Below are 18971 nucleotides of genomic sequence, written 5' to 3'. Positions count from 1 at the left end.
ATTTATTTTTAAAGGAGGAATGAACGAATGATTAGAAATCTTGTGATTGTCGGATCTGGTGTCATGGGCAGGGGAATAGCCTATGTAGGAGCAACAGGAGGCTTCAACGTAGTATTGGTGGATGTGAATCAAGATGCATTGGAAAGTGCAAGAAAAGAGATCGATACCATTTTTGAAAAGGGTGTGCGCTACCAAAAAATCACCCAGGAAGAAGTGGCAGCAGCAAAAAGCAGATTTTCGTATTCTTCCAATTTGAAAGAATCAGCAGCATATGCCGATTTAATCATAGAGGCAGTTCCGGAAAAGGCAGAAAATAAGAGGGCAGTCTTCGAAACGATGGAAGACCATGCAAAAGAAGGCTGTTACTTTGCAACCAATACTTCCACAATGAGTCCGACGGAAATTGGTTCTTATGGAAAACGTCCTGAAAAAACGATTGCCATGCATTTCTTCAATCCTGTACAAAAAATGCCGCTGGTTGAAATTGTACGTGGTCTTGAAACCAGCGATGAAACGGCAGCCATAATAAAAGAAGTAGCCGAAAAAATGGGGAAAGAAACCGTGGTCATTAATGAATTCCCTGGGTTTGTAACCAGCAGGATCAGCTGTTTGGTAGGTAATGAAGCGTTCTTTATGCTTCAAGAAGGGTTAGGAACACCGGAAGAAATCGATAAGGCGATAAAGTTAGGGCTGAATTACCCAATGGGGCCATTTGAGCTAGGGGATTTGGTGGGATTGGATGCCCGATTGAATAATTTAAAATATTTACATAGTAAACTTGGTGAGAAGTATCGTCCGGCCCCCCTCCTTGAACAGTATGTTAAAGCTGGCAGGCTCGGCCGCAAGTCAGGTAAAGGGGTGTACGATTATACACAAGATGGAGAGCTGGTGAGGAAATGAAGGATGTTGTGATTATCGATGCTGTGCGAACGCCGATAGGAAGATATAAAGGTGCTTTGAAATGGGTTCGCCCGGATGACCTCGGTGCGATTGTAATCAAGGCGCTGATAGATCGCAATCCAGAGCTGCCGCCAGATCAAATTGAAGATGTCATCTTCGGGAATGCAAATCAAGCGGGAGAGGATAATCGCGATGTGGCAAGGATGTCCGCCCTTTTAGCTGGTCTTCCAGTAAACGTAGCTGGAACGACAATAAATCGTTTGTGTGGATCCGGACTGGATGCCATTATGTATGCTGCACGTTCCATTGCTGTAGGAGAAGGCGATATTTATATCGCAGGCGGGACTGAAAGCATGACAAGGGCGCCGTACGTCATGGCCAAACCTGAAGGTGAATTTCCGCGGGGTTCAATGGAGCTTCAGGATACAACGATCGGATGGCGTTTCACGAATGAGAAACTTAAAGAAATGTATGGCACGGATTCCATGCCTCAAACGGCAGAAAACGTCGCCCAGCAGTTTTTGGTTTCAAGGGAAGACCAAGATCAATTTGCGTTCCAAAGCCAGCAAAGAGCGAAAAAGGCAGTGGAAGAAGAACGTTTCATTAATGAAATCGTACCTGTTCGATATACGGATCGCAAAGGGAATGAGGTCATTTTCGAAAAAGATGAACACCCTCGTCCTGACACGACCATCGAAAAGTTGGAAAAACTCAAACCGATCTTTAAAGGTGGCACTATAACGGCGGGTAATGCTTCCGGTGTAAATGATGGAGCTTCAGCATTACTATTGATGAGTGCAGAAAAAGCACGAAACCTTGGACTAAAACCTATGGCCAAATATGTTGTAGGTGCGGTAGCGGGCTTAGAACCGTCCATTATGGGCCTGGGTCCAATTCATGCAACTAAAAAAGCATTGGGAAGGGCGAATTTATCGATTGAAGACATCGGGCTGGTTGAATTGAATGAAGCATTCGCTTCCCAATCCGTAGAGTGCATCCGCCAATTGAAATTGGATCAGGATAAAGTGAATGTCAACGGCGGGGCGATAGCATTTGGCCATCCACTCGGTGCAAGCGGGGCACGTATTTTAACAACACTTGTTCACGAAATGAAAAAGCGGAATGTACGCTATGGTCTTGCAACGATGTGTGTCGGTGTTGGTCAGGGAATTGCTGCCATCATAGAAAATATTGGAAACGATTGATGATCGGCCCTTATTTTTCTTAGTATAAGGGACATTTTCTTAAAAAAGGGGCGAGGACCCATGTCAAAGGTTATTTATAAAGTAGTAAATCAAATCGGCTATGTAAAAGTGAATCGGCCTGACGTATTGAATTGCTTCGACTATGAGACACTTTCTGAACTGCAGGAAGTCATCGATGCAGTTTATACGGACGGCGATATCCGCGTCGTCATTTTCACGGGTGCAGGGGAAAAAGCATTCAGCGCGGGCGCGGATTTGAAAGAAAGGAAGGCTTTGAATGATGTGGAAGTAAGAAGGAACGTCAAAGCGATTCGCGATGTTTTTAATAGTATCGCAGGGCTTCCGCAGCCAACCATAGCTGCCGTCAATGGATATGCATTGGGGGGAGGATTTGAATGGATGCTTTCATGTGACTTCGCAATTGCTGCTGAAGGTGTTTCTTTGGGGCTCACTGAAACTAGCTGGGCCATTATTCCCGGGGCAGGCGGTACACAGCGGCTGCCGAGATTGATAGGGGAAATGAAAGCGAAGGAATTAATCTTTACCGCTAAAAAATTGACTGCAGAAGAGGCATGTCAATTAGGGATCCTTTTGAAGGTCGTGTCAAGGGATCAACTTATGTCAGCTTGTGAGGGATTGGCAGCCGATATCATGAAAAATGGGCCGATTGCAGTCAAACAAGCCAAATACGCGATTACCCAAGGGATGAATACAGACTTGCAAACCGGAATGGCCATAGAGGGAAAAGCCTATGAATTGACCATCCCGACTCAAGACAGATTGGAAGCACTCCTGGCATTTAGTGAACGGAGAAAAACGCAATTTTCAGGTAAATAATATTGCGGTTTCAATTCAAAAAGATATAATAATAATTATGTCGTCCGTGTGAAAATAGTAACAATGTGAGAGTGAGGTGAGAAAAATAGGAACTAATACGCAATCGATGATTTTTACGATATACGGTGATTATATCCGTAATTACGGAAGTAAAATCTGGATAGGCAGTTTAATTCGTTTATTAAAGGAATTCGGTCATAATGAGCAGGGCGTTCGTGTAGCCGTTTCACGAATGGTCAAGCAAGGGTGGATTCAGTCAGAAAAGCACGGAAATAAAAGTTATTACTTTTTGACCGATCGCGGTGTGCAGAGAATGGATGAAGCGGCCAATCGCATATATAAGATGAAACCAAATGAATGGGACGGTAAATGGCGTATCTTGATGTACACGATCCCTGAAGATAAGCGGCAATTACGGGATGATCTACGTAAAGAATTATTATGGAGCGGGTTTGGCAGTTTTTCCAGTGGTTGCTGGATTTCCCCTAATGATTTGGAGAAACAAATCAAGCGCTTGATCGAGAAATATGACATCAATGAATATGTTGATTTTTTCATTTCGGAATACAAGGGTCCAAAAGAAAATCAATCGCTTGTCGAGAAAAGCTGGCATTTAGAAGAGATTGAAAATAAATATGAAGAATTCATTGAGAAATACAGCAAACAATTCATCGTTCATCAAAGCATCATTGGCAGGGGGGAAATGTCCGATGCTGATTGCTTTGTGGAACGAACGAACCTGGTACATGAATACCGTAAGTTTTTATTTGTCGATCCGGGCCTGCCAAAGGAACTGTTGCCTTCAAAGTGGAATGGGAATCATGCTGCTCTTTTATTTAGCCAGTATTATCAAGTTTTGGCTGAACCGGCAAGCCGTTTCTTTGAAAGCGTTTTTCAGGAAAACAATGATTTATGGCGGAAAGACGAAACCTATGACGCCAAGGATCATCCTCTTATCATTAAGTGAAAAAGAGCTTCAGCCAGTCGCTAATGACGACTTGCCGGAGCTCTTTTCTACTTTAAGTCACTAAAGACAACGGGGGAATTCCCTTTGTGATAATTAATCAAGTATCCCTTTGAAGTCCTTTCCTTTTTGAACATACGTATCAATCGAAAGTTGGATCAATTCGAGATCTTTATCATTCAATCTGCGAACCACTTTCCCCGGGGAACCGATAACCAGCGAACGTGGAGGTATGATTTTACCAGAGGAAATCAATGTATTCGCGCCGACAATGCATTCCTCACCGATCTCTACATTATCCAATATCGTTGAGCCCATCCCGATGATGGACCGTTTTCCTATTTTACAACCATGTAGGATAACATTGTGACCAACCGTCACTTCGTCTTCAATGACAACTGGGCACCCTTCAAATAAATGAATGGTGGAGTTATCTTGAATACTGCATTTTTCTCCGATTGTAATTGAATCTTCATCACCGCGCAAAACGGAGTTAAACCAAATGGTCGATTCTTTCCCAATCGAAATATCACCGATTAAATGGGCACCAGGTGCAACGAAAACGGATTCATCAATGGATGGCTTTTTATTATTGTACGGAATAATCATAGTCTCGCTCCTTTTGGAAAAGTCAGAATTGTTTTTCTAATGAATATAGTATAACATTAAATGGATAGGGAGGGATGAAAGTGAAATATATTTGTGAGCTTTTTTCGATAAAATATCCCATTATTCAAGGCGGAATGGGGAATATAAGCAATGCAAGTCTTGCCGCTGCAGTATCCAATGCAGGGGGCTTAGGGACAATAGGATGTGGTACCATGAATCCTGAACAGGTAGAAGCCATCATTCTCGAAACCAAAGATAAAACCAATAACAATTTTGCGTTGAACATTCCGATTAACGTTAGTCCATATACAGATGAGTTAATCAATCTTGTCCTGAAGCATGATATTCCTGTAGTTTCCTTATCTGCGGGAAATCCTGCCCCTTACATTCCACTATTGCAAAAAAAGAATATTAAAGTGATTGCCATCGTTGCATCGGTCAAGCACGCGCAAAAAGCGCAAGCTGCAGGGGCCGATGTGTTGGTAGCTGAAGGGTTTGAAGCTGCCGGTATCAATTCGAACCTGGAATTGACGACCTTTACACTCATTCCGCAAATTAGCAAGCATGTGGCGCTTCCGGTTTTGGCCGCTGGCGGAATAGGCAACGGACAGGGGTTGGCCGCTGCGTTGATGCTGGGAGCGTCAGGAGTCCAGTTGGGAACCAGGCTGATCGCTACACAAGAAGCACCGTTCCATCCATCATATAAACAAAAACTAATCGAAGCGATGGGCAATGATACGTTTATATTGGGCAGATCCGTTGGCCAGGTAAGAAGAGTATTGAAGGACCGATATACGGAGAAAGTCCTGGATTTGGAAAAACAGGGACTGTCTCCTATTGATTACCGTGAAATGACCTCGGAAGTCCACCATATTAATGGTGCGATGAACGGTGATGTTGATAATGGTTTTATGAACAGCGGCCAGGTTGCCGGATTGATTGACGATATACCGACGGTTAAAGAATTACTTGATGGCATGATGAAAGACGCGAAAAAGCATTTGGAAGATGGATTGAGTAGGCTTTCCGCCCCCTTTATGATTTGAGAACTAAGGGTATCGATCTTGTCATGTGTACATCTCTACCCATTTAGGGGCTATTCACTTGGTTAACTATATCGAATGCTTGAGGTCAATTCGTCCTCAAGTTTTTTTCGTTTCGGGACCATCTGATATTCTATTATTATCGTTCTTCTTACAAGCTTAGTTCTGTAGTAAATAGCCCGATAACAAAACATGGACTCCATAAGAACATTGTTTTAGAATAACATTATGGAAAAATGCGGGTTAACTTGTGATACAATGGAAAATGTCCTTTTTGACATCATGGGTGCCCGGATTCATCTTGGAGCACCCCTTTTTATATGTAATAAAAGTTAGAAAAGGGGAAACCTCAATGGAAACTTTAATAATGGATATGATTGAAGCGTTTAAATCTTTATCTTATTTCGGTGTTTTGCTAGCTTTGACTTTTGAATTCATTCCTGCTGAAATAGTTTTGCCACTGGCAGGATACTGGGTTTATCAAGGGGATATGAATTTATACTTGACTATCCTTGCCGGTTCGCTTGGTGGGGTAACGGGACCATTGACGCTTTATGCCTTAGGCAAGTATGGCGGGAGACCGCTTGTATTAAAGTTCGGAAAATACTTTTTGATCAAAGATGAGCAGTTGAAAAAAGCTGACCGCTTCTTTGAAAGGTATGGTGGGGGAATTGCCTTCTTTGGACGGTTTGTACCAGGTATTCGTACCGCCGTGTCGCTGCCATGCGGAATATTGAAAATGAATATTTGGAAATTCATATTATATACCTATATGGCGATGCTTCCTGTTACAAGCGTTTATGTTTATTTAGGGTTTAAGTTAGGACCTAGCTGGGAGCAGGCGGGAGCCATCTTTTCACAATATGCGAATTTCTTGCTTATCCCCATTGCACTTATAGTCATTTGGTTCATTATGAAGACTCGAAAACAACAGCAAAGAGAAAAAATAAAAGTCAATCAATAGCAAAGAAGGCGCCATGATCAGGCGCCTTTTTCATTTCTTTCATTATTAGCAGCATCCACCGCCGCCGAATCCCCAACTGCATCCAATGATGATTAACAAGATGAATAATACGATCAGCAATGCAAATCCGTTATCGAAACCGCCGCAGCCGCCACCGACGCCACAACAATCGTTACCCTTTCCACCCATTTAATTTCCTCCTCATACATTTTATGAATTACATACCTAGCAAAACATGTTTACCGGGAATACTTCATACTATGTATTCTAGGCCAAAGTGTTTGCTTATTCATAAAAAATGGGCGTTGGTAAATCAAGGGGAATAAGCCCGAATATTTTTTTGATTTCGTTTAAAATGTTATAATATACCATATGGATTATGGGGGAAGGGAGCTGAGCTTAGTCATGAGAGTTGCCATTATAACGGATGTGCATGGTAATGCTTCAGCGTTAAAAGCCGTTCTTAGGGATATTGATCAAAGGGATGATATAGATCATATCTATTGTTTGGGAGACATGGTTGGGATTGGCCCGGATACAAATGAAGTCCTTGAACTTTTATTTGCAAGAAATGATTTATCGATGATAACTGGAAATCATGATGAAGCTGTCCTGGCCATCATTAACGGGGAGCCGCATCCGGACGGTCATATTCATGTAAAGGAGCATCATGAATGGATAGCTGAAAGAATGCATCGGAATTTCATAACCAAACTGGAAAAATTGCCTCGCACCATACAGCATATCATTAATGATCACTCCGTTTACTTCACCCATTATCATATGGAATCGAAGAAATTGGATGAGCACATTAGCCAAAATCCATTTAGTAAAATCGTTGAACCGAATTTAAATAACTTAGAAACGCTTTTCAAAGATGAGCATCATGATTTAATAGGATTTGGACATCATCACCCTACCCACCTTTTTAAAAATGACCGAACGATATATCTGAACCCGGGATCTCTAGGCTGTAATGGTGAACCAATTGCTCCTTATGCCATTGTGACGATTGAAAATACAGGTATACAGGTAAATCTTGAAAAAGTCCTCTATGATAATTCATCGTTTCTGTTATCGTATAAAAGCTTACTGGTTCCCGAGTATGAATTCATTATACGGGCCTTCCATGGGGGACAGCAGGTGCGTTCATAAATGATGAAATATGGGGAAATATTCAGCATAAATGTACATGCCTGTGGATACGATAATAGGCAAAACATGATGATGATGCTGGAGGTAGGTTATGAAGGAAAAAGAACAGGTAAATCAAGAGCAAGAAGAGATGGAACGACACAGTCTTGTCTGTAATAATGAATTGTTTAATAAAGATTTACACGCCATTGTCGATGATACGATGCAAGAGGAAAGATAAATTGGAAGGAACGCTGCAGGAAATGTCTGTAGCGTTTATTTTTAGCTTTGAAATGGTTGAAGGCAGAGTATTGATCCCCGCTAAATGGATCAGGGCCTACATTTTTTCCAGCGGTGAACCTGTGAAGTGAATCATTTGAAACCATTCTGGATTTATCCCATACTATATATAAGTTTTAAATCCGAGAGGAGGGATGGCATGGGACATCATCATGGTCACTCCCATGATCATGGGCACGGACACCACCATCATACTAATAATAAAAAAGTGTTGTTGGCATCTTTCTTATTGATCTCCACATTTATGGTAGTTGAGGTCATTGGGGGATTCATGACAAATAGTCTGGCTTTACTGTCGGATGCAGGTCACATGCTTAGCGATGCAGCAGCTTTAGGACTTAGTTATACAGCGATAAGGTTGGGGGAAAGGAAAGCGACATCGACCAAATCGTATGGATATAAACGGTTTGAAATCATTGCTGCCTGTTTGAATGGATTGACCTTGATCGTTATATCCGTATTCATTTTCATAGAGGCAATTAAGAGGTTCGTGGATCCCCCTGAAGTGCAAAGCTTGGGAATGCTAATGATTTCAATCATTGGTTTACTGGTTAATGTCATTGCGGCATGGATTTTAATGAGCGGGGATAAGGAAGAAAATTTGAATGTTCGGAGTGCTTTTTTACATGTGATGGGCGATATGCTCGGATCTGTGGGAGCCATTGCTGCCGCACTTTTGATTTATTTTTTCGATTGGGGAATAGCGGATCCGATTGCGAGCGTCATAGTCGCGATTTTAATTATTATCAGCGGTTTTAGGGTGGTGAGGGATTCTTTCCATATCTTGATGGAGGGCACACCCGACCAAGTCGATATGGATGACGTAAAAGCATCCTTGATGGATTTGGACAGTGTATCCGATGTCCATGATCTCCATATCTGGACGATTACTTCTGGTTTTTTGACAATGAGTTGCCATGTTGTCATTGATGAGGGGGGCAATCACGATTCAGTTCTAGCAGAAGCTCAAAAACTTCTTCACGATCAGTTTGGAATTGAACATAGCACGATTCAAGTGGAAAGGCAGGAGGCAGGCTGTCCGAATCCACACGAGACATGTAATTGAAAAGAGGCCGGCTCTAAGTTAGAGCCAGTCTCTTAAGGGTGTTATCATAAGTTTTTACAAGCGATTTCATATCCATTTCCATATGACTTTATTGAACCAGTCAGATGCAGCCCTGTAAAATGAGTCGAGAACACTTGTACAAAATAAGTTATGGAAAATACTAAGTGAAAACATCGGTCTGCGAACATAATCCTGACACATTCAAAGGGTAAGATTGAGGAAAAAGGCTTTGATGATTTTAATAGTTAGCATATACAAAATGATTCCACTATAATTCAGGAAGGAGGAATCCCTATATGAAGAAAATTCTTGTAGTAGAAGATGAAATTGCCATTTCGATGGTATTGAAAGCATATTTGGAGCGTGAAGGTTTTAATGTAGTCCAAGTATACGATGGACTAAAAGCCATTCCGGTTTTTGAAGATGCGAAGCCAGACCTTGTCCTGCTTGATGTCATGTTGCCTGGAAAGGAAGGCTGGGATATATTGAAGGAAATTCGGGAGGACGATACATGCCCGGTTATCATGTTGACGGCACTGAACGATGTAGATTACCGATTATCCGGATTTAAGTCAGGTGCGGATGATTACATCTCCAAACCATTTGTTGCCGAAGAAGTCGTGGCCCGGGTGCATGCCGTTTTAAGAAGGTCCTCGACGGTTGTTGCGGAAGATGAACATGTTCATGAGTTTGGGAGTTTAACCATCGATGACCAGTCTTATATGGTGCAATTGAATGGGGAAGAAATAAACTTGACTCCGCGTGATTTGTCGCTGCTCATTTTTTTTGCTAAGCACCCTAATCAAATCTTCACGAGAGAACAACTTCTCGATCAAGTATGGGGCATGGATTATGATGGCAGCGACCGTGCCGTGGACCTGGCGATCAAACGGATCAGGAAGGCGATTGATGCATGGCCTGTAACTGAGGGGGAAATAAAAACATTGCGTGGATTGGGGTATCAATTGAGTGTCTATGAAAACTAAAAAAAGAACCACTTTACAACGATATTGGACTAAGAGATACGTATTGACCTTGATTTCCGGTTTGATATTATTGTCTGTTTTTTCCTTATGGTGGATGGAAAAAACAGCTTTGGAATATAGGCTTAGCCTCCTTAAGTACTTAGCTGATGAAACATCCGACCGTGCGATAAAGGAAAATGGTCAGATTGTCGTTGGCCCGATCCTTGCGGAGATTGTTGAGGAAAGGGAGAAAATCCTTCATTTGGACCAACAGCCAATCATCTATATCGTCGACCCTGATGCCAGCATCATATATACGATGCCTCAATTGTATATCGATCCGGATGAAAATAAACTTCCGGACGTCATTATGAAAAATAAGGAGTTAATCCAGAAGGTCAAGATTTCCGACAACAAAGTATATGTCGTCAAATCCCCGATTACGTTTAATGGTGAGACGAGAGGCTGGGTGGTCATTGCACAGGAAGAAGGGGCATTGGAGGAAATCAACCAAGATCATGGCTTATTGGCAATCATGATTGGAGGCCTTCTAATTCTGGGGACGGGAGTCATTTATTTTCTTTCCAGGCAGATTTCGCGACCCATCCAAGACGTAGCTAACGCCGCTGTCCAGGTTCGTGAAGGCAACTACGATATCCATTTCAAAGAGGAAGAGGAGATCAAGGAAGAAGAAATTTATGAACTGATAGAATCTTTTAAGGAAATGACCAATCGATTGAAGGTCATGGAGAGGTTGCGGGCGGAATTGCTTGCAGGCGTAACCCATGATTTGAAAACGCCAGTCACTTCCATTAGCGGACTCATACAAGCGGTTAAGGATGAGGTCGTTACGGGAGAGCAAAGTAAGGAATTCCTCGATATTTCCTTAAAGGAAACTCAACGTCTGCAAGATATGATAGAGGATTTACTTAATTATAATGCCATATCGGCAGGAGCTTTTAAAATTCGGGTGCAAAAAGAAAATATCAATATATTCATCCAGGAAATCGCTTATCGCTGGCAAGTGACCCAGGATGATGATCAAGCTTTCGCTTTTGAGATAAAAGTACCTGATGAACCGGTCTTTGGTCAAATTGATTCATTGCGGATGCAGCAAATCGTCATTAACCTTTTGAATAATGCCAGGCATGCACTTGATGGTAACGGGAAAATTGCGATTCACCTTTATGAAAAGGATGAAGAACGAATCTTCATTGATGTACTGGACAGTGGCCGGGGAATCCCAAAACATGAACAACAATTTGTGTTCGAACCATTTTATCGGGGGGAAAACAAAAAGTTGAAAGTACGTGGTTTAGGTTTGGGACTGCCATTCAGTAAAATGCTCGCAAAAGCGCAAAAGGGAGATCTTGTGCTTAAGGATAGCAATGAAAAAGGTACCACCTTCACGATCATTATAGAGAAAGCGAATCAGATATAAAAAAAGGGTTGTCCGATTTTAATGGACAACCCTTCTTTTATGCAACTGCACGTAACATGCTAACTAATTATGCCAATTGGCTGATTGCACGCCATAATTGTACATGACGGACCTTCCTTGGAAGGAAGCGTCCCATTTCTTCTTCATTATATCCAGCATGCAAGTTCTTATGGTCGAAAATGATCGGCCTGCGGAGTAGATCAGGGTTATCTTGAATAAGCTTGCAAAGATCATTAAGTGGTGTATTATTTATATCGATATTCAGGCTTTTGAATTTTTTGGAACGGGTTGAGATGATTTCATCTGTTCCGCCTTCCGTTTTACGTAAAATCTCTTTTATTTCTTCTATAGAAAGAGGTTGGGAATATAGGTTGCGTTCATTGTATGAAATTTCATTTTTCTTAAGCCAAGCTTTTGCTTTACGACAGGCTAAACTGCTTGGAGTAGTATAAATTGTTACCATTTAAAATCGACTCCTTCAAAGTTTTAAAGTTTATGGAATGAATTTATTTTTACATTTGTGATACTCTTACTTTAACGTTTCTATGTGTCAGCAAGATGTCAAGAAAAATAAACTTAAAAGTTATTTCAAAAGAAAGGGAGAAAATGAAATGCAATCTGCCTTTAATGAAAAAAAAACCGATTCGGTGAAAATGCCGAACAAGCACCAGCATAGGCTCATAATTAAGATGGATGAGCGGATAGTATCATGACAGGGGATTTTTGGTCACCTGTCAGGCTATCGATACAGGTCGCAGGTTTAGCGGGTATCCTTGTTTTCATTTTCGGGATTATCCTTGCGCGTATGATGGCTAAAAAGCAATTCAGGGGAAGAGTCCTGTTGGAAACAGCATTTTTATTGCCGCTTGTCCTGCCTCCTTCTGTCGTAGGTTTTTTATTGATCGTGATTTTTGGGAATAATGGAATGCCAGGCCAATTCATTGAAAGGGTTTTTGATCAGTCCCTGATGTTCACGTGGTGGGCGGCGGTCATTGCATCCACTGTGGTGGCTTTTCCGCTTATGTACCAATCGGCTAAAACAGGTTTTGAGGGTATTGATGAAGAAATTGAAAATGCAGCAAGGGTTGACGGTGCCGGCGAATGGAGATTGTTCCTGTTTGTATCCCTTCCATTGGCAGTCAAATCCATCGTCACAGGTGGCATATTGAGTTCTGCACGTGCGTTGGGGGAATTCGGGGCGACACTCATGTTTGCCGGAAACATTCCCGGACAGACACAAACCATACCAACCGCGATTTATATCGCCATGGACTCCGGGAATATGACATTGGCATGGCTATGGGTTGCGGTAATCATCGTCATTTCATTCATTATGCTTTTTGTCGTGACGTACATAAAATGAATGCTGTTTCTCGAAGCTGCTTATGAAAAAGAGAGGTGCGGCCTCTATGTCTTCTTTATGGGTGAAGCCGTTTTTTTCATAAAGCTTCCGAGCAGGCAGGTTCATTTTACCGGTCGATACGGATATCGTATCCCATCCACCTTGTAATTGAAGAGCAGTCAACAGGGCATCCGCAATACCCTGCCGAAAATAATCGGGGTGGACGACCATTCGGCAAATACGCATTAGCCTATTTTCCTTTGTATACGATATTGCCCCTGCTAAGGAATCCCCCTTTAAAAAGCAGATGAACGATTCATTACAATGAATGAAATGTTCATATGTTTCCAATAATGGAGGGATATCGGCATAGCCGATCATATCCGCTTCCACCTTAGGATGCTTTTTGAAGTTTATAAAGCTGCCGGCCATAATCGGAGTCCAAGTCCCGAATTTTCATGATCAATCAAATCACTCCCTTTCATTACATTATAATGGAAGAGGGAGATTATTGTTTCTTATCAGTCTGTGTTATAATCGACAAACAATATGAACTAATGAAATGAGGAAGAAATTTGTTAACATTTGAAGAAAAATTGAGCATCATTGAAACTTTTCCGGAATTACAGCGAAAAGACGTTTCATTGGGACGCGTGAATTTCCATTATCCAGAAAGTGTCCAGGAGAAAAAGATCGTCGTTCAGCATTTGCATCCCAATGGAAATGGATTCGTTTACGCCGGCCATATGAGAAAAAAAGATACTGACCGTAAAGGGTTCATCAATATACGTGACTATAATGAAGCGGAATTAAAAGAACTGATCAAAAAAAGCATGGAATATCTTTCTGAACCTCCTGTTGAAATCGAGGAAGAGGAAAACGAGTTCGCTAGGTTGGAAGGAACATGGATTGGCCGTGAAAAGCAAGAGCTTTCACTTGAAAGGGAAGACCAACTTTGGAACGTGTATTCAGGTTCGAATCTGGAGGAGTGTTTCGAGAGTCCAGTAGAGGCGGAACGCTACTTATTGGACGAAGGCTTTCGTCAAAGCAAGAAGCGGAAAATGTAGAATTTTAGGATAATTTGTCGGTTGAATTACTGTGATAATCTTGTTTTTTTTGGATTTCCCATGATATAATATGAGTAATTATTTTTGTTCGGAATAAGTTTGATAGAAGGATTTACTGTTATAGGATTCCTCTTGAAACATTATCCAGAACCAAAAATAGTAATAAAATGGATTTTTCCAAACACAGGAGGAACTATCATGGTACAAGGTAAAGTAAAATGGTTTAACGCAGAAAAAGGTTTCGGTTTCATCGAAGTTGAAGGCCAAGACGACGTATTCGTACATTTCTCAGCTATCCAAGGCGAAGGCTTCAAAACGCTTGAAGAAGGCCAAGAAGTTTCTTTCGAAATCGAGCAAGGCGCTCGTGGACCACAAGCAGCTAACGTTCAAAAATAATTGAACGCATATAAAAAAAGACTCCGATTCTGGAGTCTTTTTATTTTTTTCCTTGTAAGGGAAGCCACGTTCATGCTTCTTTTTTTTCGGCCATTTCCTTTAATACTCTGTCCAATTTTTCTTCGATCCGTTTTGAACGATTAAAATGCCCTGTCAGGTAAAACACAATGAATATAACAAATACGACAAGCACTAGCATAAAAAGGATAGGCAGTATTATCAGACATGTTTATCTCCTTTTTTCCTTCATTATACTTCATGTTTACCCTTGCTATGATACACGGAACTAAGTTTATTTAAAAACAACTGAAAGGGATATGCGAAAATGCATATCCCCTTTCAGTCAGTTCTGGAATAGCGAGGCGAACTTTTGAAGTCTGGACAAGTCCGATTCTTGATACATTTGTTCTATCTTCAATGTCACCAATAACTGGCTCTTGGCAAATAACATGTCCCGGAAATGATCGACCGCCCCACAAAAATGATTGTAGTTGGTTTCACCAGTTCCGAATACTCCCGTTTTAAGAGAAGCAATTGGCAGCTGCTCCAGTTCTGTATAAAGTGCTGCTGATTTAGCAGGCAGCTCGCCGTTTCCCCATGTATAGGTACCAACGATCAATGCATCGTAATCCGGCAATGTACGTAAATCGAATTCATTCATTCGATATAGTTCAGATTTAGGTAATAGGGAAGCGATGGCTTCAGCAAGCGCTTTTGTATTGCCTCCGGCAGAATGATAGACAATGGCAACTTTATAGCTCATCGAACCCATTGCTGGCATTTACTTGACTGTATGTCCTAGACTTCTGTTCGAAGAAATCGGTTTTGGTAAGTCCGATGGATTCATCATCGAACGTTTTGATCCATGGCATCGGGTTCTCGCTATATTCTTTATACAAGTTTTCAAGGCCTAGCATGCGTAACCGTTTGTTGGCGATATATTCGATGTATTCATTGAATTCTTCCAAATCGAGATCGGCTTTGGTTTGGATATCTTCAAGCATATATTCAGACCATTCCTTTTCGAGTTCGACGGCTTTTTCAATCGTTGTATAAATGAACTTCGTGTTTTCTTCATTATTTAACTCAGGATATTCATACATCAAGATTTGAACGAGCATACCAATGAAATCAAAATGGACCATTTCATCGCGATGAATATAGGATATCATCGTAGCCGAACCGGTCATAAGGTTCTGGCGTCCTAAATTATAATAGAAAGCGAAAGCCAAATAGAAATAAATCCCTTCGAGGTTCGTTGAATGGATCAGTGCCTCGAATAAATGCTGGGGGCTTGGATCGTCCACGAACGTTTGATAGGCATCCACGATCGGTTGATTACGCTTTATTACTTCCGGATGTTCTTTAATGCGGTCGAAAAGCTGTTTTTGCTTGCCTACTGGGATCAGGGAAGCAAGGATATAGGAATAAGATTCATTATGGATGGATTCCTGCTGGGCCATATTGGCCAGGATAGCTTTTGCCGCCGGATCTTTGATGTACCGAAGGATTTCTACTAAAGTTGGCGTTTGTAGACTGTCCATTCCAGCAATCATCGTAAGGATATCAAGAAAAGCGTCCTGGATATCTTCGTCCAATTCGCCCCACTGCTTTTTATCCTGAATCATGTTTACGCTCGATGGTTTCCAAAAGTTATTGATGAGCTGAGTATAGGTATCATAGAATTTTTCATACTGAATATCGTTCCAAAGGAGAAAGCCTGAGGCTTCTCCTTTGAAAACACCTGTCGCTTTAGTTGGATGCGTTGGTTCCAGCATCCGGATCTTTTTGATATGATTTGTCATTCGTGAAAACTCCTTTAAGAGTAGATTACTGGGTTATGGTCGTCGTTAACTTGAACAGCTTTCGCAGGCATTGTCATATTCGGAAGAAGTTGAACGAACATAATATGTTGATTTCAACCCGGATTCCCAAGCCGATAAATGTATATCCAATAGGACCTTGGCTTTGATTGTGTTGTGTACATACAGATTAAAGCTGATTGCTTGGTCAATATGGCGTTGGCGGGCAGCATTTTGCCTGATGCTTTCCAGTTGATCCAAATTAAATCGGGTCTTTTTATAATATTCATACGTATTTGGCGTCAAGCCTGGTGCGGTCACCTTGAATTTAAAGTTTTTCTTTTCTTCGTAAAATTCAATTTCATACAAAGGATCGATCCCATCCGTGGAATTACCGATCTTGGCGGTCGATGAATTGGGGGCAATGGCCATTAAATATCCATTACGGGTCCCGTGTTCCTGGACGTTTGCTTTTAAATCCATCCATTTTTGATCCGTATAGTCACGCAGTTCGAAATATTCCCCTGTATGCCAATCCGATCCTTCGAAATATGGGTACGATCCTTTTTCCATAGCCAATTCATTGGATGCCTTGATCGTTAAGTAAGCGATCTTTTCGTATAATGCATCGGCATATTCAACAGCCTCATCCGATTCCCAATAAATATTCTGTGTGGCAAGTAAATGATGCCATCCAAACGTTCCTAAACCAATTGCCCGGTACCGTTTGTTCGAGATGGATGCTTGCTTGACCGGAAGATTATTCACATCGATTACGTTATCCAGCATCCGGATCTGAATGGGAATCAACCTTTCCAAAACATCGCTGCTCACCGCACGGGGCAAGTTAATGGATGAAAGGTTGCAGACAACGAAATCGCCGCTTTTACGAACAACAACGACATCTCCATCTTCTGTTTCGTATTCATCCGTGATCGTCGAAGGGCTTAAGTTTTGGGCAATCTCGGTGCAAAGGTTAGAACAATAAATCATACCTTTATGTTTATTTGGATTCTTCCGGTTCACTTCATCGCGGTAGAACATGTATGGTACGCCTTCTTCTAATTGAGAAATCATAATGCTTTTCATGATGTCCATCGCATTGATCTTTTCAAAGCTATAGTTTGGAAGCGTACCATTTTCTGCGGCCTCGACAGCAAGTGCATAATGATTCCTGAAGCTTCCTTCGCCTTTCTTCTCGTCGTAAAGGTCTTCAAGTGAGAATCCAAGGGTTTGCTTGACGGTATGCGGATCGAAAAGATACCATTCTTTTCTGTCACGTACAGCCTCCATGAATAAATCAGGAATGCATACACCCGTAAAAATATCATGGGCTTTTAATCTGTCATCCCCGTTTTGCGTCTTCAAATCAAGAAAGCTCATGATATCTTTATGCCAGGCATCCAAGTAAATCGCGATGGCACCTTTACGTTGCCCCAATTGATCGACACTGACAGCTGTCTGGTTGAATAGTCGAATCCAAGGAGTCGTGCCGGAACTATTTCCAGAGAAACCACGGATATCGGAACCAAGCGACCGGATCTTACCAACGTAAAGACCGACACCGCCGCCGAATTTTGATACTTTTGCGGCATCGTAGTTAGATAGGTAGATACCATCAATGGAATCTTCAATTGCGTCGATAAAGCAAGAGCTTAACTGTCCATGCGTTTTTCCTGCATTGGAGAGTGTAGGTGTCGCAACAGTCATATAAAGGTTGGACATTGCCCAGTAAGCTTCTTTGATAAGTTGCAGGCGGTGCTCCGTTTTTTCCAATCGCATGATTTCCATCGCGATGATCATGAAGCGCTCTTGGGGCAGTTCGTAGACCTTGTCCTTTTTTGGGCGGGCTAGGTAGCGATCGTTTAATAAGTAGATGCCTATGTAAGAAAATAATTTATCCTTTTCCGGGTCGATCACCGAACCCAATTCCTCAATTTCCGCTTTCGTATAAGAAGAGAGCAGTTCTGATTTATAGATGGGGTAACGCTGGCCTTCTGAAAGTTGGGAGAGTTCCGTGATCAGTTCATAGAATGGGCCATAACTCATGCCTTCATAACCTCGATTGGCTTGTGCATCCCTATACATCGCATTCAACAGTTCTGCTGCAGCAACGAACGTCCAATCGGGAGCATCGATATCGACACTTTCAAGAGCGAGCTGAATCAGTTTCTTTGATGCCTGTTCTTCGGTTGAGTCACTTTTGCGATCAAGCCATTTTGTAAAACGCTTTTTGAACTTTTCCATATCGAGACGGCCTTCGAATTCCTTCGATAACATCTCAAGCTGGATGGAATTCGTGTCGGTGTCATTTTCACTTATGGTAGAGTTATATGTTTGAGTCATTAATAATCCTCCTTGTAAACTTCCGCTAAAATAAAAAAAAACCGCCCAATAAATTGAGCGGATCAAACGATAGAATAAAAGAGCCATGAAAAAATAGCCATTATGCTATCGTTTCATCATCTCAATCCCCGAAGAATAAGAAACGTGAAAAATTCAAGGCAGGTCTCCTGACTCATGATCATCCTACTTTGAGTCCTTCCCGTATAGAGAGCTATACAGTGGTTTCTCATTTCGTCACATTTACAGTTGCGGGGACAGTTCCGGGTTCGCACCGGATTCCCTTTTCAGCCATCGCTGGCACCTTGGATTACAAAAAATTCTATATATAGTTATTAGTGTTGTTTGTGTAATCAATATCTAGTATTTCTGCTTATATTATCGTAAGCCATATACGATGATAATTCAACTAATATATTTGAGAAAAACCAACCCTTATCTATTGACAAAGCGAAGGTAGAGGGTGAAAGAATGAAAGATTTTATTGGGGAATGGGTAATTCAAGCACTGAATTTAGGGGATTTTGTGTTAAAATAAAGTGTATAGTAAAGGTGGCTCTCCTTAATTGCGATAAGGGGATTCGCGGAAAAATA

General features: G+C 41.6%; 22 protein-coding genes and 1 riboswitch. Of the genes, 15 read left to right on the top strand and 7 right to left on the bottom strand.

What is annotated here, in order from left to right:
* Positions 1-27: 27 nt before the first annotated feature.
* The 4 genes from QUF86_RS00355 (at position 28) to paaX (ending at position 3909) form a co-directional block, all read left to right on the top strand.
* On the top strand, positions 28-900 hold the full coding sequence (locus tag QUF86_RS00355) for a 3-hydroxyacyl-CoA dehydrogenase (protein ID WP_289333268.1): 873 nt from the start codon (positions 28-30) through the stop codon (positions 898-900).
* Positions 897-2105 (top strand): acetyl-CoA C-acyltransferase, encoded by a 1209-nt coding sequence (locus QUF86_RS00350; protein WP_289333267.1) that lies wholly within the window; start codon positions 897-899, stop codon positions 2103-2105. Before QUF86_RS00355 ends, QUF86_RS00350 begins: the two co-directional genes overlap by 4 nt.
* Positions 2106-2165: 60 nt before the next feature.
* Positions 2166-2942 carry an enoyl-CoA hydratase-related protein gene (locus QUF86_RS00345; protein ID WP_289333266.1) on the top strand — a complete coding sequence of 259 codons (777 nt, stop codon included), beginning with the start codon at positions 2166-2168 and terminating at the stop codon, positions 2940-2942.
* Positions 2943-3027: 85 nt separating this feature from the next.
* A complete protein-coding gene (gene paaX, locus QUF86_RS00340) occupies positions 3028-3909 on the top strand; it encodes a phenylacetic acid degradation operon negative regulatory protein PaaX (RefSeq protein ID WP_289318468.1) in 882 nt (293 codons plus the stop codon).
* Positions 3910-4002: 93 nt separating this feature from the next.
* Here paaX and QUF86_RS00335 read toward each other — a convergent pair whose 3' ends face one another.
* On the bottom strand, positions 4003-4515 hold the full coding sequence (locus QUF86_RS00335) for a gamma carbonic anhydrase family protein (protein ID WP_289317660.1): 513 nt from the start codon (positions 4513-4515) through the stop codon (positions 4003-4005).
* An 80-nt stretch (positions 4516-4595) separates the two neighbouring features.
* Here QUF86_RS00335 and QUF86_RS00330 point away from each other — a divergent pair, with 80 nt between their 5' ends.
* Positions 4596-5561, top strand: coding sequence for an NAD(P)H-dependent flavin oxidoreductase (locus QUF86_RS00330; RefSeq protein WP_289333265.1), 966 nt, complete (start codon positions 4596-4598; stop codon positions 5559-5561).
* Between the two features lie 349 nt (positions 5562-5910).
* On the top strand, positions 5911-6522 hold the full coding sequence (locus tag QUF86_RS00325) for a DedA family protein (RefSeq protein ID WP_289333264.1): 612 nt from the start codon (positions 5911-5913) through the stop codon (positions 6520-6522).
* A gap of 45 nt (positions 6523-6567) precedes the next feature.
* On the opposite strand, the gene QUF86_RS00320 is transcribed toward QUF86_RS00325, so the two are convergent.
* On the bottom strand, positions 6568-6711 hold the full coding sequence (locus QUF86_RS00320; RefSeq protein ID WP_289333263.1) for a YjcZ family sporulation protein: 144 nt from the start codon (positions 6709-6711) through the stop codon (positions 6568-6570).
* A 216-nt stretch (positions 6712-6927) separates the two neighbouring features.
* Here QUF86_RS00320 and QUF86_RS00315 point away from each other — a divergent pair, with 216 nt between their 5' ends.
* The 6 genes from QUF86_RS00315 (at position 6928) to QUF86_RS00290 (ending at position 11428) form a co-directional block, all read left to right on the top strand.
* Positions 6928-7677, top strand: a complete 750-nt coding sequence (locus tag QUF86_RS00315) for a metallophosphoesterase family protein (protein WP_289317656.1) — start codon at positions 6928-6930, stop codon at positions 7675-7677.
* Between the two features lie 91 nt (positions 7678-7768).
* Positions 7769-7897 (top strand): hypothetical protein, encoded by a 129-nt coding sequence (locus tag QUF86_RS00310; RefSeq protein ID WP_289317655.1) that lies wholly within the window; start codon positions 7769-7771, stop codon positions 7895-7897.
* A gap of 1 nt (position 7898) precedes the next feature.
* Complete coding sequence (locus tag QUF86_RS00305) at positions 7899-8027, top strand: hypothetical protein (RefSeq protein WP_289333262.1); 129 nt, start codon at positions 7899-7901, stop codon at positions 8025-8027.
* A gap of 68 nt (positions 8028-8095) precedes the next feature.
* Entirely contained in the window at positions 8096-9022 is a 927-nt protein-coding gene (locus QUF86_RS00300; protein ID WP_289333261.1) for a cation diffusion facilitator family transporter, read from the top strand.
* Positions 9023-9318: 296 nt separating this feature from the next.
* Positions 9319-10008, top strand: coding sequence for a response regulator transcription factor (locus tag QUF86_RS00295; RefSeq protein WP_289317653.1), 690 nt, complete (start codon positions 9319-9321; stop codon positions 10006-10008).
* Complete coding sequence (locus QUF86_RS00290; RefSeq protein ID WP_289336172.1) at positions 9998-11428, top strand: HAMP domain-containing sensor histidine kinase; 1431 nt, start codon at positions 9998-10000, stop codon at positions 11426-11428. The genes QUF86_RS00295 and QUF86_RS00290 overlap by 11 nt, the downstream gene beginning before the upstream one ends.
* Before the next feature lie 67 nt (positions 11429-11495).
* Here QUF86_RS00290 and spx read toward each other — a convergent pair whose 3' ends face one another.
* Positions 11496-11891: a transcriptional regulator Spx gene (spx, locus tag QUF86_RS00285; protein WP_057912582.1), complete on the bottom strand. Its 396-nt coding sequence runs from the start codon at positions 11889-11891 to the stop codon at positions 11496-11498.
* Between the two features lie 246 nt (positions 11892-12137).
* Between spx and modB the strand changes: the two genes are divergently transcribed.
* Positions 12138-12791 (top strand): molybdate ABC transporter permease subunit, encoded by a 654-nt coding sequence (gene modB, locus QUF86_RS00280; protein ID WP_289317651.1) that lies wholly within the window; start codon positions 12138-12140, stop codon positions 12789-12791.
* Here modB and QUF86_RS00275 read toward each other — a convergent pair.
* Entirely contained in the window at positions 12753-13151 is a 399-nt protein-coding gene (locus QUF86_RS00275) for a GNAT family N-acetyltransferase (protein ID WP_289333260.1), read from the bottom strand. The genes modB and QUF86_RS00275 overlap by 39 nt on opposite strands.
* 194 nt (positions 13152-13345) lie before the next feature.
* Here QUF86_RS00275 and QUF86_RS00270 point away from each other — a divergent pair, with 194 nt between their 5' ends.
* Both QUF86_RS00270 and QUF86_RS00265 read left to right on the top strand, forming a co-directional pair.
* Positions 13346-13837 carry a hypothetical protein gene (locus QUF86_RS00270; protein ID WP_289317650.1) on the top strand — a complete coding sequence of 164 codons (492 nt, stop codon included), beginning with the start codon at positions 13346-13348 and terminating at the stop codon, positions 13835-13837.
* A gap of 198 nt (positions 13838-14035) precedes the next feature.
* Positions 14036-14233 carry a cold-shock protein gene (locus tag QUF86_RS00265; protein ID WP_028393295.1) on the top strand — a complete coding sequence of 66 codons (198 nt, stop codon included), beginning with the start codon at positions 14036-14038 and terminating at the stop codon, positions 14231-14233.
* A gap of 343 nt (positions 14234-14576) precedes the next feature.
* Here the strand turns inward: QUF86_RS00265 and QUF86_RS00260 are convergent, their stop codons facing one another.
* From QUF86_RS00260 to QUF86_RS00250, 3 genes are read right to left on the bottom strand one after another with little or no spacing between them, the layout of a single operon-like run.
* On the bottom strand, positions 14577-14996 hold the full coding sequence (locus QUF86_RS00260; RefSeq protein ID WP_289333259.1) for a flavodoxin domain-containing protein: 420 nt from the start codon (positions 14994-14996) through the stop codon (positions 14577-14579).
* Positions 14986-16038, bottom strand: coding sequence for a ribonucleotide-diphosphate reductase subunit beta (locus QUF86_RS00255; RefSeq protein WP_289317647.1), 1053 nt, complete (start codon positions 16036-16038; stop codon positions 14986-14988). Before QUF86_RS00255 ends, QUF86_RS00260 begins: the two co-directional genes overlap by 11 nt.
* A 45-nt stretch (positions 16039-16083) precedes the next feature.
* A complete protein-coding gene (locus QUF86_RS00250) occupies positions 16084-18381 on the bottom strand; it encodes a ribonucleoside-diphosphate reductase subunit alpha (protein ID WP_289333258.1) in 2298 nt (765 codons plus the stop codon).
* A gap of 140 nt (positions 18382-18521) precedes the next feature.
* Positions 18522-18701, bottom strand: a riboswitch (cobalamin riboswitch).
* Positions 18702-18971 lie beyond the last annotated feature (270 nt).

This window comes from Peribacillus sp. NJ11 (genome assembly GCF_030348405.1).
Taxonomy (GTDB): Bacteria; Bacillota; Bacilli; order Bacillales; family DSM-1321; genus Peribacillus.
The sequence above is the reverse complement of the archived record's forward strand: the minus strand, read 5'-3'. Positions and strand labels throughout refer to the sequence as shown.